Source organism: Euzebyales bacterium, assembly GCA_036374135.1.
In the GTDB taxonomy this organism is placed as follows: Bacteria; Actinomycetota; Nitriliruptoria; order Euzebyales; family JAHELV01; genus JAHELV01.
In genome coordinates this window covers 16,059-31,663 of sequence record DASUUK010000082.1, presented here as the reverse complement: position 1 = coordinate 31,663, position 15,605 = coordinate 16,059, and the positions used below count along the sequence as shown (strand labels likewise).

Here is a 15,605-nt window from a genome sequence, read left to right as displayed (position 1 = left end):
TCGACGGTCTCGTCGACCTCGACCTTGATCTCCTTGAGCACCCCGCTGGCGGGGGAGGGGACCTCGGTGTCGATCTTGTCCGACGACAGCTCGAACAGGGGATCGTCCTCGTTGACCTCGTCGCCGACGTCGACGAGCCACTCGGTGATCGTGCCCTCGGTGACCGATTCGCCGAGCTCCGGCAGGGTGACTTCAGTGGCCACGGGTGTGCTCCTTTGTGTTCACGAGGACGGGTGTGCGGTCGCGGGCGGCATCATCACCCGTGCAGGCCCATGCCGACCAGCCCCAGGTGGGCCTCGCCGACGGCCTCCGACAGCGTCGGGTGAGCATGGATGAACTGGCCGACCTCCATCGGGAGCGCCTCCCAGTTGTAGATGAGCTGACCCTCCGCGATGAGGTCGGTCGCGTGGGGTCCGACGATGTGGATGCCCAGCACGCGGCCGCCGTCGGGCTCGGCGATGACCTTGACCTGGCCGCCTTCCTTCATGCCCATCGCGCGGGCATTGTGGGAGTAGGGGTAGGTGTTCGTGTCGTACGCGATGTCCTGCTCGTCCAGGTCCTGGCTGTTCCAGCCGACGCTGGCGACCTCGGGGTGGCAGTAGGTCACGCGGGGCACGCCCTTGTAGTCGATCGGCAGGGCGGACCGCCCGGCCGCCAGCTGGGACACCAGGAATCCTTCCTGGAACGACGAGTGGGCCAATCCGAGCGTGTAGAGCGGCAGGATGTCGCCGACGGCGTAGAGCCCGTCGGGTCCCGGCCGGCAGTACTCGTCGACCTGGACGTAGCCGCTGTCGAGGGTGACGCCGGCGTCCTCGAACCCCATGTCCTCGGTCACAGGGCGACGACCGATCGCGACCATGAGGGTGTCGCCCTCGATGTGGTCCTGCTCACCCTTGGCGTTCTCGACGGTCGCCCGCAGGCCGCCGTCGCCGCGTTCGACCTTGACCAGCTTGGTCTTGGCGCGCACATCCATGCCGCGGCGGCGCAACAGCCGGTTGAGCATCTTCTGCGTGTCGACGTCCTCGTTGGGCACCACGTTGTCGAGCATCTCGACGACGGTCACATCCGCGCCGAACGCGTTCCACACGGTGGCGAACTCAACGCCGATCGCGCCCGCGCCCAGCACGATCGGCTGCTCGGGCATCCGGTCCATGTACAGCGCGTGGTCCGAGTTGATCACGACCTCGCCGTCGGTCTCGGCACCCTCGATCGGCACGTCGCGGGGCACCGACCCGGTGGCCAGCACCAATCCACGCGACCCCGTGATGGTGCGCTCGCCCTCTTCGGTCTCCACGACGACCGTGGTCGCGTCCTTGAGCACGCCGCGCCCGATCACGGTCTCGACGCCCTTGGCCTTCATGGTCGCCTGCAGGCCCTTGTAGTTGGCGTTGACGACACCGTCCTTGAACTCGTGCAACTGCGGCACGTCGACACCGTCGAACGACGCCGTGATGCCGAAGTCGTCAGCATGCTGGGCGTGCTCGGCGACCTGGGCGGCGTGCAGCATCGACTTCGTCGGGATGCACCCCCAGTGCAGACAGGTACCTCCGACCTTCGCCTTCTCGACCAGCGTCACCTCCATCCCGAGGTTGGCCGCGAACAGCGCGGTCGAGTACCCGCCGGTGCCCCCACCGAGCACAACGAGTTCGGTGGTCTCCGACATTTGCTCTCCTTGCGTCGCGTGGCGGCAGCACCGGGAATGATCTTAGCCAGGGTGTCAGCGCTTTAGACTCGAAGAGCTCGAATCCGCCGCCGTCACGGCGCCGTCCGAGCGTGCGTCACATTCCGCACTCCCACCCGCCCCGACGCGAAGGAACGACGATGCCCGCAGACGGTCCCGCCCGCCCGTCGCCGCTGGCCGATCGGCACCGCGCCCTCGGTGCCCGGATGACCACGTTCGCCGGCTGGGAGATGCCGTTGGATTACGGCGGGGTGGTCGCCGAGCACGACGCGGTGCGCTCCGCGTGCGGCATCTTCGACCTGTCGCACCTGGGGATGTTCACGGTTGCAGGGGACGACGCGGCCACGGCGCTGCAGCACGCCTTCACCAATGACATCGACCGCCTGCGGACCGGGCGCGCCCACTACACGTTGTGCTGTGACGCCGAGGGCGGCATCGTCGACGACCTGCTCGTGTACCGCACCGACCGTGGCTACCTGGTCATCTGCAACGCCGCCAACGTCGACGCTGTGCGCGCCAGCGTCACCGACGGCCCGGGATCGCCCGCGATCGTCGACCGCAACGGTGACTACGCGTGCATCGCGGTCCAGGGTCCCGACGCGGTGACGGTGGCGCTCGTCGCCGGGTTCGACGTGCACGGCATGGCGTTCCTGGACTGCCGGGACGCCGACGTCGTCTCACCTGGTCCGGCGGCGAGCGCCGTCGCTGACGACGGGGCTGACGTGCTCGGCGACGGTCTGCTGGCCAGGACCGGCTACACGGGTGAGCGCGGGTACGAGCTCGTCCTGCGCGCCGACCGCGCCGGCGATGTGTGGGACAAGCTGCTGGCCGCCGAGGCGGCCACGCCGGCCGGTCTCGGCGCCCGCGATCTGCTGCGCCTCGAGATGGGCTACCCGCTACACGGGCACGAGTTGCACACCGGCGCCACGCCCGCCGAGGCCGGGGTGTGGTTCGCGGTGGCACCCGACACCGGGTTCCGTGGCGCCGACGCGGTCCTGGCCGCCAGAGAGCACGTGACGCGGCGGCTGCGGGGCCTGCGGGCGACGTCCCGCGGCGTGCCCCGCGCCGACCAGGCGGTGCTGATCGACGGACGCGAGGTCGGCGTGACCACCAGCGGCTCGTTCTCACCGACGCTGGGGACCGGCATCGCGCTGGCCTACCTGGACACATCCGTCGCCGTCGGCGACGACGTCGTCATCGACGTCCGCGGTCGTGACCTCGACGCGACGGTGGTGCGCCCGCCGTTCGTCGACGCCGACCCGAGGGACTGATCGCCCGGTGAAGGTCGTGATCGCCCCCGACAAGTTCGCGGGGACCATGTCGGCGGCGCAGGCCGCCGGCGCCATCGCGGACGGCTGGTGCTCGGTCCGCGGCGAGGACGAGGTCGTCATCGTGCCGATGGCGGACGGCGGCGCAGGGACGCTCGACGCCGTGGGCGCTGCCGTGCCCGATGCCGTCGAGCATGTGACCGAGGTCGCTGACGCGCGGGGTCGCGCCCGTCCCGGACGGTGGCTGGAGCTCCAGGGCGGGCGCGCGCTCGTCGAGGCCGCGGAGGCGTGCGGCCTGGCGTGGCTCGACGAGTCCGAGCGCGACCCGCTGCACGCCACCAGCTACGGCGTCGGTCAGCTGATCGACGCCGCCCACGCCGCCGGCGTCGATGGGATCCTGGTGGGGCTCGGCGGTAGCGCGACCAGCGACGGTGGGGCGGGGATGGCGATGGCGCTCGGGCACCGCCTGCTGCGGGCCGACGGCAACGGGGTCAAGGTCGGCGCGCGGTACCTCACCGACGTCGACCGGGTCGTGCCTGTCGCCCGTGCGCTGCCGCCGATCACGATCGTCGGCGACGTCACCAACGTCCTGCTCGGCCCGGAGGGTGCCGTCGCGGTGTTCGCACCGCAGAAGGGCGCGGCCGACGACGATCTGCCGCTCCTCGAGGAGGCGCTGGGGCACTTCGCCGACGTCGTGGAGCGCGACGTGCCGGGTGGCCCGTGGCGTGGGTGTGACGGCGCCGGCGCCGCCGGTGGGCTGGGCTTCGCGCTGATGGCGTTCTGCGGCGCGCGCATGACCGGCGGTGCCGAGGCGGTGGCGGGGCTGGTCGGTCTCGGCGACGCGCTGCGCGGTGCCGACGTCGTGATCGCCGGCGAGGGCCGGCTCGACGATCAGACGCTGTCGGGCAAGACACCCGCGTACGTCGCGCGGGCCGCGCGCGCCGCCGGCGCGCGCGTGCTCGCGGTCGCGGGGCAGGTCGCCGGGCGTGGCGGTGACCTGTTCGACGACGTGGTCGGTCTCGGCGACGGTGGCATGGACCGGCCCGTCGAGCTGACGCGTCAGCGGGCCGCCGAGCTGGCGTCGGGCGTCTGATCGTTCACGAGTGACCGGTGCGCGGGCGCACCGGTCACTCGGCGACGTCCGCGATCCGGGCGCTCGTCGCAGCGGTCAGGGTCGCGGGTGCGATCGGGAACACCGCGTGCGGCGTGCCGGCCGCGGCCCAGACCTCGTCGAAGGCCAGCAGGTCGCGGTCGATCAACGTCGGCAGTGGCGCCGGGTGGCCGAACGGCGCGACGCCACCGACCGGGTACGACGTCGCCGCACGCGCCGCGTCGGCGTCGCAGCGGCCGACGCGGGACCGGCCGGTCGCGGCCTCGACCTTGCCGTAGCTCACGCGGTTCGCGCCACTGGTCAGCACCAGCAACGGTCCGGTGTCGGACGCGAGCACCAGCGACTTGACGATGGCTCCGACCTCGCACCCGATCGCGGCGGCGGCGTCCTGTGCGGTACGCGTGCCCTGCGGGAAGTGGGTCGCGTCGACGGTGACGCCGAGTTCAGCGGCCGCGTCGATCACACGCTCGGTGTTGCGGTGCAGCTCCATGGTGTCCGCAGCCTACTGCCTCCCCGGGCGGCGTCGTCGCCCGCCCACGGCATGTCGGACGTCGGCGATGTCGACGTATCACGCGCCCTGCGCGCTGCTCGGTCCGGTGATGGTCACCACCGTCACGCGCGGCATGGGTAGCGCCGCGCGCACATGTGGGCAGTCGCTGCCGACGTGGCAGGAGCAGGTGACGGCGAAGGTGGCGCCATCGCACGCCACGGTCCAAGTCGCGGCCACCACACCGAGGAGCACGTCATGCAGACCACGACCGCCATCAGGCTGCGACCGCTGCGCCGCGGTGAGACCGACGTCGTCGACGCGGTGTTCGCGGGCATGTCGGACGACAGCCGGTACATGCGGTTCCACGGCCCGCGTCCCCGCCTGACGGACGGGATGCGCCGGACGCTCGCCGATGCCGACGGCAGCAGGCACGTCGCGCTGGTCGCGGAGGCCGTCGACGGCGACGAGGTCGTCCCGGTCGGCCTGGCCCACCTGATCACGCTCGACGAAGAGACCGCCGAGATCGCGTTCTCCGTCGTCGACGCGTGGCACGGGCGGGGCATCGGCCGCAGGCTCGTCACGGCGCTGCGCCACCGCGCGATCGATCTCGGCCACCGCCGGCTGCTGGCGCACGTGATGGTCGCCAACAAGGCGGCGCAGGCCGTGCTGTGGTCAGTGCTGCCAGACGGCGTGGCGCGGCGGGTCGGGATGGCGCACGAGTTCACGGCACGACTGCCGGTCCGGTCGTCGACGGTGCCCGTCACCCTGGCCGTGTGAGCGCGCCGAGGCGGTGCGCTGGCGGGCCGGAGCGCCGCTACAGTGGGGGCCGAGCGGAGATCCTGCTGCACCGAAAGGTCTACCAAGCCGATGAGCGACGCAACCGCCACGCCGACGAGTGTCCAGGACCAGGTCATCAACCTGACCGAGGGGGCGGCGACCAAGGTCCGGGAGCTGATGGACCGCGAGGAGTCGTCCGACCCGATCGCGCTGCGCGTCGCCGTGCAGCCCGGCGGCTGCTCGGGCATGCGCTACGCGCTGTTCTTCGACGACCGCGAGCTCGACGGGGACCGGGTCGACGAACCGCACGGCGTGCCCGTCCGCATCGACAAGATGTCGGCGCCGTACCTGCGCGACACGACGATCGACTGGGTCGACAGCCTGCAGGGGGCCGGCTTCTCGATCGCCAACCCGAACGCGCAGAACACCTGCGCCTGCGGCGACAGCTTCCACTAGCCGGGCGACGCGATCCGGACAGCGGCGGCGCGATCGCCGGTGTCAGTCGTGACCAGTTCGCAGCGCCCGGGTCGCATGACGTGCATCGGCCGAAATGTGCTGCGTGCCGCCACCGCGTCAGGCGACCCGAACGGTGAAGCGCCAGCCGTCGTCACCCTCGACGGTCTCGACGAGGTCGTGGTGCTTCAGCCGGCACCACACCGGCACGTCGACGCGCGCGTTCGGATCGTCGGCGAGCAACACGATGATGGCACCGCGGGCGTCCTCGATCGCCCGTGACAGCTCGAGGACCGGACGCGGGCAGCGGGTGCCGCGCGCGTCGATCGTGGTCACCGCCTCCATGCGTCTCGCCCCGTTTGTCGGATCGGCCGGACGTCGACCATGGTGCCGCGGCGTTTCACTACTATGGTGAACATCTCGCCCTTCTCCGCCTGATGAGGACGCTTTCATGACGACCAAGACGGTGCAGCAGCGCGACACCGTCACCATCCGCTTCGCCGGTGACTCCGGTGACGGGATGCAGCTCACCGGCAACCGCTTCACGACCGTCAGCGCCGTGCTCGGCAACGACGTTGCCACGTTGCCGGACTTCCCGGCGGAGATCCGGGCGCCGGCCGGATCGCTGCCCGGTGTGTCGGGGTTCCAGCTGCACTTCGCCGATCACGACATCCTGACGCCGGGCGACGCCCCCGACGTGCTCGTCGCGATGAACCCGGCCGCGCTGAAGACGAACGTCGACGACCTCGAGCCCGGTGCCACGATCATCGTCAACAGTGACGCGTTCTCGGCGGGGAACCTGCGCAAGGCCCGCTACGACAGCAACCCGCTCGACGACGCGTCGCTGTCGTCCTTCAACGTGGTCAGCGTCCCGCTGTCGACGCTGACCGTCGGCGCGCTCGAGGACACGGGCCTGGGCAAGAAGGAGAAGGAGCGCGCGAAGAACATGTTCGCGCTCGGCCTGATGTCGTGGATGTTCAGCCGTCCGACCGAGCCGACCGTCGAGTGGATGCGCGCCAAGTTCGCCGCCCAGCCCGAGCTCGCCGAGGCCAACATCACCGCGTTGCAGGCCGGGTTCGCCTTCGGCGAGACGACCGAGCTGTTCGCGCACAGCTACGAGGTCGCGCCCGCCGAACTGCCACCCGGCAGGTACCGCCAGATCACCGGCAACACCGCGATCGCCTATGGGCTGGTCGCGGCCGCCGAGCGCTCTGGCCTGCCCATGTTCCTGGGCGGCTACCCGATCACGCCGGCCAGTGACGTGCTGCACGAGCTCGCGCGCCTCAAGCACTTCGGGGTCCGCACGTTCCAGGCCGAGGACGAGATCGCCGGCGTGGGCGCTGCACTGGGCGCCGCGTTCGCGGGCAGCCTGGCCGCCACGGTGACGTCCGGCCCCGGGGTCGCGCTCAAGACCGAGACCATCGGTCTGGCCGTGAGCGTCGAGCTGCCGCTGCTCATCCTGAACATCCAGCGCGGCGGCCCGTCGACGGGGCTGCCAACCAAGACCGAGCAGTCGGACCTGCTCCAGGCGATGTACGGCCGCAATGGCGAGGCGCCCGTGCCGATCATCGCGGCGGCGACGCCCGGCGACTGCTTCTACGCCGCGATCGAAGCCGCCCGCATCGCCATCACGTACCGGACGCCGGTGTTCGTGCTGTCGGACGGGTACCTCGCGAACGGCGCCGAGCCGTGGCGGGTGCCCGACGTCGACGACCTGCCGGACCTGTCGTCGGCCGTGCAGTTCGCCACGGACCCCAACGACGGTGACCGGTTCCTGCCGTTCCGGCGTGACGCCGCGACGCTCGCGCGCCCGTGGGCGATCCCGGGAACACCGGGCCTGGAGCATCGGATCGGCGGTCTCGAGAAGGCCGACGGGACGGGCAACATCTCCTACGACCCCGACAACCACCACCGGATGACCGAGCTGCGCGCCGCCAAGGTCGCGCGGATCGCCGAGTCCATCCCGCCGGTGGAGGTCGACCACGTCGACGGCGCACGGCTGCTGGTGCTCGGATGGGGCTCCACATACGGGCCGATCCGCGCTGCGGTCCGACGGGCGCGCCTCGACGGCATGCCGGTCGCCGTCGCGCACCTGCGGCACCTCAACCCGTTCCCGTCCAACCTGGCCGAGGTACTGAACGGCTACGACCGCGTGCTCGTGCCCGAGATGAACGCCGGTCAGCTGCAGAAGCTGCTACGCGCCGAGTTCCTCGTCGACGTGCACGGCTACCACCGCGTCAGCGGGCTGCCGTTCACCGCCGCCGAGCTGATCGATGCGATCGCCCACGAGTTGAAGGGCCTGTCGTGACCGAGACCGCCACCCGCGACGGCGCCGACGCCGCGCGCCCACTGACGAAGAAGGACTTCTCCAGCGACCAGGAGGTGCGCTGGTGCCCCGGCTGCGGTGACTACGCGATCCTCGCCAACGTGCAGGGCGTCATGCCGTCGCTCGGGATCCCGCGCGAGAACCTCGTGTTCGTGTCGGGGATCGGCTGCGCCGCGCGGTTCCCGTACTACATGGAGACGTACGGGTTCCACTCGATCCACGGTCGCGCGCCGGCGATCGCGACGGGCATCAGCGTGACGCGGCCGGATCTGAAGGTGTTCGTGGTCACCGGCGACGGCGACGCGCTGTCGATCGGCGGCAACCACCTCATCCACGCCATGCGCCGCAACGCCAACATGACGATCCTGCTGTTCAACAACCAGATCTACGGGTTGACCAAGGGGCAGTACTCGCCGACCAGTGAGCTCGGCAAGATCACGAAGTCGACGCCCATGGGGTCGCTCGACTACCCGTTCAACCCTGTCAGCGTCGCGCTCGGCGCCGAGGCGACCTTCGTGGCACGCTCCATCGACAACGAGCGCCAGCACCTCACCGACATGCTCACGCGTGCGGCCAACCACGAGGGCACCGCGTTCATCGAGATCTACCAGAACTGCAACATCTTCAACGACGGCGCCTTCGATGCGGTGCGCAAGAACCGTCCGCAGCAGATCCGCCTCGAGCACGGCAGGCCGATCCGCTTCGGTGCGGAGGATGAGTTCGGCGTCGCGCTGAAGCGCACGGGCGAGCTCGAGATCGTCGACGCGACGCGCGTGGCCGAGGACGTGCTGCTGGTCCACGACGCCCACCGCGAGGACCCGGGCCTGGCGTTCATGCTGTCACGCCTGTCACACACGCCGCAGGGACCGACACCGATCGGACTGTTCCGTCAGGTCGAGCGTCCGGTCTACGGCACGCGGCTGAACGCACAGCTCGACGACGCGGTGGCCCGCCGCGGCGCCGGTGACCTCGCGACGCTGCTGGCCGGCCCGGACAACTGGATGGTCAACTGAACGCGAACGACGGTGCTCGGATGAGCGACGATCGCACCCACGATGCCGAGCCGGGGCCCGACGACGGACGGGAGGCCCGATCGGGCGTCGACCTCGACCGACATGCGGATGCCGGCGACGATCTGGGACGCTTCGCCGGACGCGAGCGGCGACCTCCCGACGAGAGCGACCCCGAGCTCGAAGACATCTTCAAGGCGGCGGTCGAGGAGGGCACACTGCGGCTCCGCCGGAGCTGGCCCACACTGCTTGCGACGGGCCTCATCGGCGGCGTCGATCTGTCGATCGGGGTCATCGCCCTGGTGGTCGTCGAGCACGAGACGGGCGACCCGCTGCTGGCGGCGTTGGCGTTCACCATCGGGTTCGTCGCGCTGACCCTGGCTCGCGGCGAGCTGTTCACCGAGAACTTCCTCGTGCCGGTGGCGGCCGTCGTCGCGCAGCAGGCGCGCATGCGTGAGCTGGGCCGTCTGTGGTTCGGGACCGGCCTGCTGAACCTGGCCGGCGGCTGGGTCGTCATGGGGCTGCTCATGTCCGCACTGCCCGAGCTGGGGCCGACGGCGACATCGATCGCCGAGATGTACCCGGAGATGGGGATCACCTGGCCGGCGTTCGCGCTCGCGATCATGGGCGGCGCGGTGATCACGATCATGACGTGGATGGAACGCAACTGTGACACACAGGGACCGAGGATCGTCGCCGCGGTGGCGGCCTCGTTCGTGCTGGCGGCGGTACCGCTGAACCACGTGATCGTCAGCTCGCTGGAGATGTTCGCGGCGCTGCACGCCGGTGCGCCGTTCGGGTACGCCGACTACCTCGCCGTCGCCGCGTGGGCGATGCTCGGCAACATGGTCGGCGGGCTGGTGCTGGTGACGGTCGTCCGGCTGGTGCAGGTCGGACGCGGACCGATCGAGGACGCCCGACGGACGCCGGCCGACGAGCTGAACCCCGGCAACGTCCGACGCAGGAAACGCGCCGCGTCGGACAAGGGGTGAGCGCGCGCATGGCATGATGCGCGATCGACGCGGCGTGACCGGTGCGGCCACGGGTCACCGGTCGATGGACGAGGTTGGGAGCACGTGTGAAGATCCTGCTGGTCTCGGGTGGGAGGTCGTTGACGCGCCAGGTCACCACGGCGCTGCCCGAGGATGCCGAGGTTGTCGAGGTCCGGACCCCACAACGTGGGCTGGCCGTCCTCGACAGCGGTGAGCACGCGTTCGACATCGTCCTCGGTGACGCCGACACCCATCCGACCGGCGGCTTCTACCTGGTCCGCGAGATCCGCGGCCGGCAGACCGACGGCGCCGACCTGCCACCGGTCGTCCTGCTGATCGCACGACCGCAGGACGAGTACCTGTGCCGGTGGGTGCAGGCCGACGCATGGGTGGTCAAGCCCGTCGACCCGTTCGATCTCGCCGAGGTCCTGGGCGCGCTCGTCGACGGCGACGAGGTTCCCGCGCTGCCCGGTGTCGGCCGGCTGGGCCACGCCCCGCAGCTGGGACCGGGTGGCGGCGTGAGCGCCGACCGGACGACGCTGGGGGGCACCCGCGGTGAGATCCCCGCACACCGGGAGGCCGGGAGAACCACCCCGTGACGGTTCAGACCGGGCTGTCGTGGCCCGACGTCACCAACCGGCTGCTCGCCGGTGACGACCTGTCCGCCGATGAGGCGGCGGCGGCCATGGACGCCATCATGGACGGCTCGACGTCGCCGGTGCAGATCGCCGGCTTCCTCGTGGCGCTGCGCGCCAAGGGTGAGACCGCCGTCGAGATCGCCGGGCTCGCACGGACCATGCGGCGCTTCGCGCTGGCGGTCCCGGTCGACGGTCCCTGCGTCGACACGTGCGGTACCGGTGGCGACCGCTCCGGCACGTTCAACATCTCGACCGTCGCCGCCGTCATCGCCGCAGCCGCGGGCGCGCGCGTCGCCAAGCACGGCAACCGCGCCGCCAGCGGACGCTGCGGCTCGGCCGATCTGCTCGAGGCGTGGGGCGTGGCGATCAGCCTGCCTCCCGAGGCTGTCGCGCGCTGCATCGACGAGGTCGGCATCGGCTTCTGCTTCGCCCCCGCCTACCACCCGGCGATGCGTCACGTGATGCCCGCGCGCCGCGAGTTGGCGGTCCCCACGGTGTTCAACATCCTCGGCCCGCTGACGAACCCCGCGGGCGCTGCGCACCAGACGATCGGCGCCCGCGATGCACGGATCGCCGAACAGATGGCGGACGTGCTCGCCGAGCTGGACACACGCCACGCGCTCGTCTTCCACGGAGCCGACGGGCTCGACGAGTTGACCACCACGGCCCCGTCACAGGTGTGGGAGGTGCGCGGCCGACACGTGACGAGCTACCGCTTCGATCCCACGGACCTCGGCATCCCGAGGGCGGCGCCGGCCGACCTCGTCGGCGGGGATGTGGCCGCCAACCGCGCCATCGCGGACGCCGTCCTCGAGGGTGCGCCAGGGCCGGCGCGTCACGCCGCGGTGCTGGGCGCCGCCGCCGCGCTCTATGCGGCCGACGTGGTCGACAGCGTCGCCACCGGGCTCATCACGGCGGCCGCCGCCGTCGACGACGGCACCGCCCGGGACGTCCGCGACCGCTGGGTCGCGTTGTCGACCAGCCTGGCCGGTTGACGCGGACGTCGACGCGCGACGCTCGTCAGGATCGCGCGATGGCCGCCACGACGGATGTCCAACCCCGTCGGTACGGGACGTTCGAGGGCGACGTCATCGGCACTCCCAGGCGCCCTCTCACCCGAGATCGCCTTCGCGGCGTTCGTCGCATCATCGAAGCGGCCGACACGCCGTGTGCGTTCGTTCGGGACTCGGCGCGGAGAACGCGTTCATGTAGCGACGGCTCAGGCCGTGGCCGGGACACGCGGCATCCGTTTGTCGCCGAGTTCGGCCGCGCGGGATCCGGAATGCCGTCGACGCAGGCGCCGGGCCACCGCCGCCAAGGTCGCGCCCCCGGCAGAGGTTTGCGCCCAGGTGCCGTCGACGTCGAGCAGCACGGCGCCCCCGGTGGTCAGCCAGCGGTGCAGCACCAGCCGCTCGGCGACGAGCGCCGACGGATCGTCGACGCGAACGTCGATCGTCGACGGCAGTGTGGCCGCCGTCGTCGCAGCCGCGTCGCGTGACGCCCTCGCGCTCGCCGCCAGCCGGCCGCCGACGACGCGGACCACCTCACCGTCGTCGCCGGTCAGCGGGCGCCATGCGGTGAGCGACACGCCATCCAACGCGTCGGCCGTCCGGCTGCGCGTCAGCACCTCGACCAGCATCGACAGCCGGTCACGGCGCCATGCCGCGTCGTCGTAGCGCTCCGCGTCGGCGCGCACGGTCAGCTGGTGGAGCAGGCGTCCGATCGCGACGCCCGCACCACCGCGCATCGCCTCGCGCACCTGGACCACGATCGCGTCGTAGGCTGCGGGGGTGACGTCGCCGGTGCAGGGCGCGGCACAGCGCGCCATCTCGGCCAGCGCACAGGCCGGCGCGCGCGTGCGGGCGCCGATCCGCATGGTGCAACGGCGCAGCGGCAGCGCGTCGTGCAGCGCGTCGCGGATCTGCTCGGCCTGACGGGTGGACCGCAGCGGACCGACGTACGTCGCGCCGTCGTCGCGGACGGCGCGGACGATTGACAGGCGCGGGAAGCGCTCGGCAGTCAGCTTGACCCACACGGGTCGTCGCGGCGGCTTGTCCCGGCGGTTGTAGCGGGGTCGCCAGCGGGCGATCGCCCGCACCTCGCGGACGCGTGCCTCGACCTCCGTCGGGCAGACCCGGTGATCGATCCGGTGCGTCTCCCGCAGCAGCCTGCGCACCATGTGACGCGGATCGTTGCCGAAGTAGGTCCGCACCCGCGCCCGCAGATCGATTGCCTTGCCGACGTAGAGGATCTCCCCGCTGCCGGAGCGGAACGCGTAGACGCCCGGCGCAGCCGGCAACCGGTCGGCCAGCCGGTGGCGTTGACCGACCGTGGACAGGTCGCGTCGACGGCACAGCTCGAGCAGACCGTCCAACGTCGTGACACCCAGCCCGGCGGCGCGCTCGAGCAGCGCGTGCAGCACCTCGACCGTCGCACGCGCGTCCGGCAGTGCCCGGTGCGTCGGCGACGTCGTGGTGCGGAAGTGCGCGCTCAACGTCGCGAGCCTGCAGTTGCGCACCTCGTCGCGGACCAGACGGCGTGCCAACGTGGCGGTGCACACGACCGGGAGATCGAGCGGCGGGTAGGCGTGCCGCGTCAGGGCCGCGTTCAGGAACGACACGTCGAAGCGGGCCGAGTGTGCCACGAGCACCGACCCGTGCAGCAGTTCGAGCAGCATCGGCAGCACCGCGGTGATCGGCGGAGCGTCCGCGACGAGTTGGTTGCTGATGCCGGTCAGGGCCGTGATCGACCGGGGGATCATGATGCCGGGGCTGACCAGTGTCGACAGCTCGCGCTGCCGGTCCCCGCCGTGCACGCGCACCGCGCCGACCTCGGTGATCGCACACGTCGCGGGCGAGCCGCCGGTCGTCTCGAGGTCGACGACCGTGAACGGCACGGCACGCAGTGGAGTCGCACCATCCACGACGCCGTTGTGGGGAAGTGGTCGCGGCATCCGTGCGAGCATAGACGAACGTGCGTTCGATCCGCCAGTGTCGGAGCCCCAGGCCGGTCGCGCCGCCGACCACCCGGTCACACGAAGCGACGGGGTGACCGGTTCGTCGATCGCGACCGGGTCAGCGCGGGCCGGTGTCGTCGCCGGTCGCGCGCAGCGCGCGCTGCAGCTCCACGGCACCGCCGGCCCCCTCGGCCTCTGCCGCCCGGCGGATGTACACGTTCGGGACGTGTTCGGGCCGGCTGGGGTCGACGGGGTAGACGAGGACCGGCATCGGAGCGTCACGGACGACGCGCTGGCTGATGAGCCCCCACCGCGTGGGTTCGAGCAGCCGGGTGCGTGCGGGCTCGCCCATGATGATCAGATCGCACTCCAGGTCCGACGCCACGTCGACCAGCACGCGGGCGACGCTCTCGGCCCGGCGGTGGACCGTCTGGATCGGGATCCCGCGCTCGTCGGCGAACTCACGGAACGTGCGCAGCACGGCCGGCTCGTCGTCGCCGGCGAGGTCCGACGGGCGCGACACGTGGACGGCCACGATCTCCCCACCCAGGTTGCCGACCAGGTCGAACAGGAACGGCATGCGCGGCACGATCACCTCGGAGTTGCCGGCGGGGATCAGCACGCGCCGGATGCTGCGGGTCACGTCCATGTCGTCGAGGACCGGCTCGGTGACCGTGTCGGCCGCGCCGGCCTCCCCGGCACGTGTCAGCACACGCCGCGCGACCAGCGGGCCGGACAGCTCGAACACCACGATCGAGCCCAGCACGACCGGGGACAGCACCGCGCCGAGCTCGGGCGTCCGTTCCGAAACGAACGCGGCGAGCGCGATCGCCATGCCCGCGTGGGGCAGGAGGCTCAGACCCGTCCGTACACCGAGGGTGCGCTGCTGCATGCCGCCGGCCAGGACGGCACCGCCGGTGGCCCCGGCGACCTTGCCGATCGTGCGCGCCACGACGTACGCCGCTCCGACGAGCCCGGCACCGGCGAGCTCGTCGATATGGATGTCGGCCCCTGCGACCACGAAGAAGATCAGGTAGATCGGCGCCTCGAGCGTTCGCACGGCCGCGAAGAAGCGGTCGGCGAGCCACGGAGCGGCGTTCGCCACGTACAGGCCGCTCACGAGACTGGTCGCGACGACGGATCCGTCGATCGCGATCGCGGCGCCCGTGGTCGCCGTCAGCACGACGAGCAGGAACAGCAGCAGCTCGCCGGAGGACTCGATGGCCGGTCCGTACGTCTTCAGCAGCACGCCACCCAGCAGACCGATCACCGTCGAACCGACGACGATCTGGGCGAAGGCGCCGACGATCGCGGCAGGCGACGACACCGCGCCGGTGAACGCGAGGACGACCGGGAAGGCGAGGCCGAACGCCGCGGCGACGGCGACGTTCGTCAGCGCGACGCTGGCCAGCACGACGTCAGTGGTCTCACCGGCGGCGCGCTGCTCCTTGACGGTCGCCGTGACCGTGAGCACGCCGGTTTCGGCGGCGATCAACGCCAGCAGGAGCGCCACCTGCACGCCCACGCCGACGACCTGCAGCGCGATGAACACCAACGTGCTCGTCACGAGCAGCTGCACGACGTTCAATGGCAGTAGCAGACCGCGACGGGCACGCAGGTCGTCGATGCGCAGCCGGTCGCCGATCAGGAAGATGATCGCCGCCAGCGCGAGCTCGGTCAGCAGCTTGAGCCCGTTGATGTTCGCGTCGTTGATGAGCTCGAACGGACCGTCCGGCCCGATCAGCACCCCGAGCGCCAGGAAGACGATGATCTCGGGGACGAAGCGGCGGACGATCTTGCTGACGGCGATCGCCAGCCCCGCGAGCAGGGCGATGATCAGCAGGGTCAAATCCGGCACGGTCTTCCTTACGGACGCAGATCGAGACGGCGGAGGACGTGCGGT

Annotated in this window: 15 protein-coding genes; 9 read left to right on the top strand and 6 right to left on the bottom strand. The window is 71.3% G+C overall.

The annotated features are described in order from the left end of the window. Positions 1–203: biotin/lipoyl-containing protein (locus VFZ70_14790; GenBank protein HEX6257072.1), on the bottom strand; the 203-nt coding region annotated here is incomplete at its 3' end. A gap of 53 nt (positions 204–256) precedes the next feature. Then, positions 257–1,663 (bottom strand): dihydrolipoyl dehydrogenase, encoded by a 1,407-nt coding sequence (gene lpdA / locus VFZ70_14785; protein ID HEX6257071.1) that lies wholly within the window; start codon positions 1,661–1,663, stop codon positions 257–259. Between the two features lie 158 nt (positions 1,664–1,821). Between lpdA and gcvT the strand changes: the two genes are divergently transcribed. Together gcvT and VFZ70_14775 are read left to right on the top strand one after the other, a co-directional pair. After that, on the top strand, positions 1,822–2,952 hold the full coding sequence (gene gcvT, locus VFZ70_14780) for a glycine cleavage system aminomethyltransferase GcvT (protein HEX6257070.1): 1,131 nt from the start codon (positions 1,822–1,824) through the stop codon (positions 2,950–2,952). A 7-nt stretch (positions 2,953–2,959) separates the two neighbouring features. Beyond that, positions 2,960–4,042, top strand: a complete 1,083-nt coding sequence (locus tag VFZ70_14775; GenBank protein ID HEX6257069.1) for a glycerate kinase — start codon at positions 2,960–2,962, stop codon at positions 4,040–4,042. Between the two features lie 34 nt (positions 4,043–4,076). Here VFZ70_14775 and VFZ70_14770 read toward each other — a convergent pair whose 3' ends face one another. Continuing rightward, a complete protein-coding gene (locus tag VFZ70_14770; GenBank protein ID HEX6257068.1) occupies positions 4,077–4,550 on the bottom strand; it encodes a YbaK/EbsC family protein in 474 nt (157 codons plus the stop codon). 255 nt (positions 4,551–4,805) lie between these two features. On the opposite strand from VFZ70_14770, the gene VFZ70_14765 reads away from it, so the two are divergent. Then, a complete protein-coding gene (locus VFZ70_14765) occupies positions 4,806–5,327 on the top strand; it encodes a GNAT family N-acetyltransferase (GenBank protein ID HEX6257067.1) in 522 nt (173 codons plus the stop codon). Positions 5,328–5,417: 90 nt separating this feature from the next. Beyond that, positions 5,418–5,783 (top strand): iron-sulfur cluster assembly accessory protein, encoded by a 366-nt coding sequence (locus tag VFZ70_14760; GenBank protein ID HEX6257066.1) that lies wholly within the window; start codon positions 5,418–5,420, stop codon positions 5,781–5,783. Between the two features lie 117 nt (positions 5,784–5,900). On the opposite strand, the gene VFZ70_14755 is transcribed toward VFZ70_14760, so the two are convergent. Beyond that, complete coding sequence (locus VFZ70_14755) at positions 5,901–6,116, bottom strand: sulfurtransferase TusA family protein (GenBank protein HEX6257065.1); 216 nt, start codon at positions 6,114–6,116, stop codon at positions 5,901–5,903. Between the two features lie 115 nt (positions 6,117–6,231). Between VFZ70_14755 and VFZ70_14750 the strand changes: the two genes are divergently transcribed. The 5 genes from VFZ70_14750 (at position 6,232) to trpD (ending at position 11,741) form a co-directional block, all read left to right on the top strand. Further along, positions 6,232–8,088 (top strand): 2-oxoacid:acceptor oxidoreductase subunit alpha, encoded by a 1,857-nt coding sequence (locus VFZ70_14750; protein HEX6257064.1) that lies wholly within the window; start codon positions 6,232–6,234, stop codon positions 8,086–8,088. Beyond that, positions 8,085–9,119, top strand: coding sequence for a 2-oxoacid:ferredoxin oxidoreductase subunit beta (locus VFZ70_14745; protein ID HEX6257063.1), 1,035 nt, complete (start codon positions 8,085–8,087; stop codon positions 9,117–9,119). Before VFZ70_14750 ends, VFZ70_14745 begins: the two co-directional genes overlap by 4 nt. 20 nt (positions 9,120–9,139) lie before the next feature. Further along, positions 9,140–10,108 carry a formate/nitrite transporter family protein gene (locus VFZ70_14740; GenBank protein ID HEX6257062.1) on the top strand — a complete coding sequence of 323 codons (969 nt, stop codon included), beginning with the start codon at positions 9,140–9,142 and terminating at the stop codon, positions 10,106–10,108. A gap of 86 nt (positions 10,109–10,194) precedes the next feature. Then, a complete protein-coding gene (locus tag VFZ70_14735) occupies positions 10,195–10,707 on the top strand; it encodes a hypothetical protein (protein ID HEX6257061.1) in 513 nt (170 codons plus the stop codon). Beyond that, on the top strand, positions 10,704–11,741 hold the full coding sequence (gene trpD, locus VFZ70_14730) for an anthranilate phosphoribosyltransferase (GenBank protein HEX6257060.1): 1,038 nt from the start codon (positions 10,704–10,706) through the stop codon (positions 11,739–11,741). The genes VFZ70_14735 and trpD overlap by 4 nt, the downstream gene beginning before the upstream one ends. 224 nt (positions 11,742–11,965) lie before the next feature. Here trpD and VFZ70_14725 read toward each other — a convergent pair whose 3' ends face one another. After that, positions 11,966–13,711: a DEDD exonuclease domain-containing protein gene (locus tag VFZ70_14725; GenBank protein ID HEX6257059.1), complete on the bottom strand. Its 1,746-nt coding sequence runs from the start codon at positions 13,709–13,711 to the stop codon at positions 11,966–11,968. 109 nt (positions 13,712–13,820) lie between these two features. Next, a complete protein-coding gene (locus VFZ70_14720) occupies positions 13,821–15,560 on the bottom strand; it encodes a cation:proton antiporter (protein ID HEX6257058.1) in 1,740 nt (579 codons plus the stop codon). Positions 15,561–15,605: the final 45 nt, after the last annotated feature.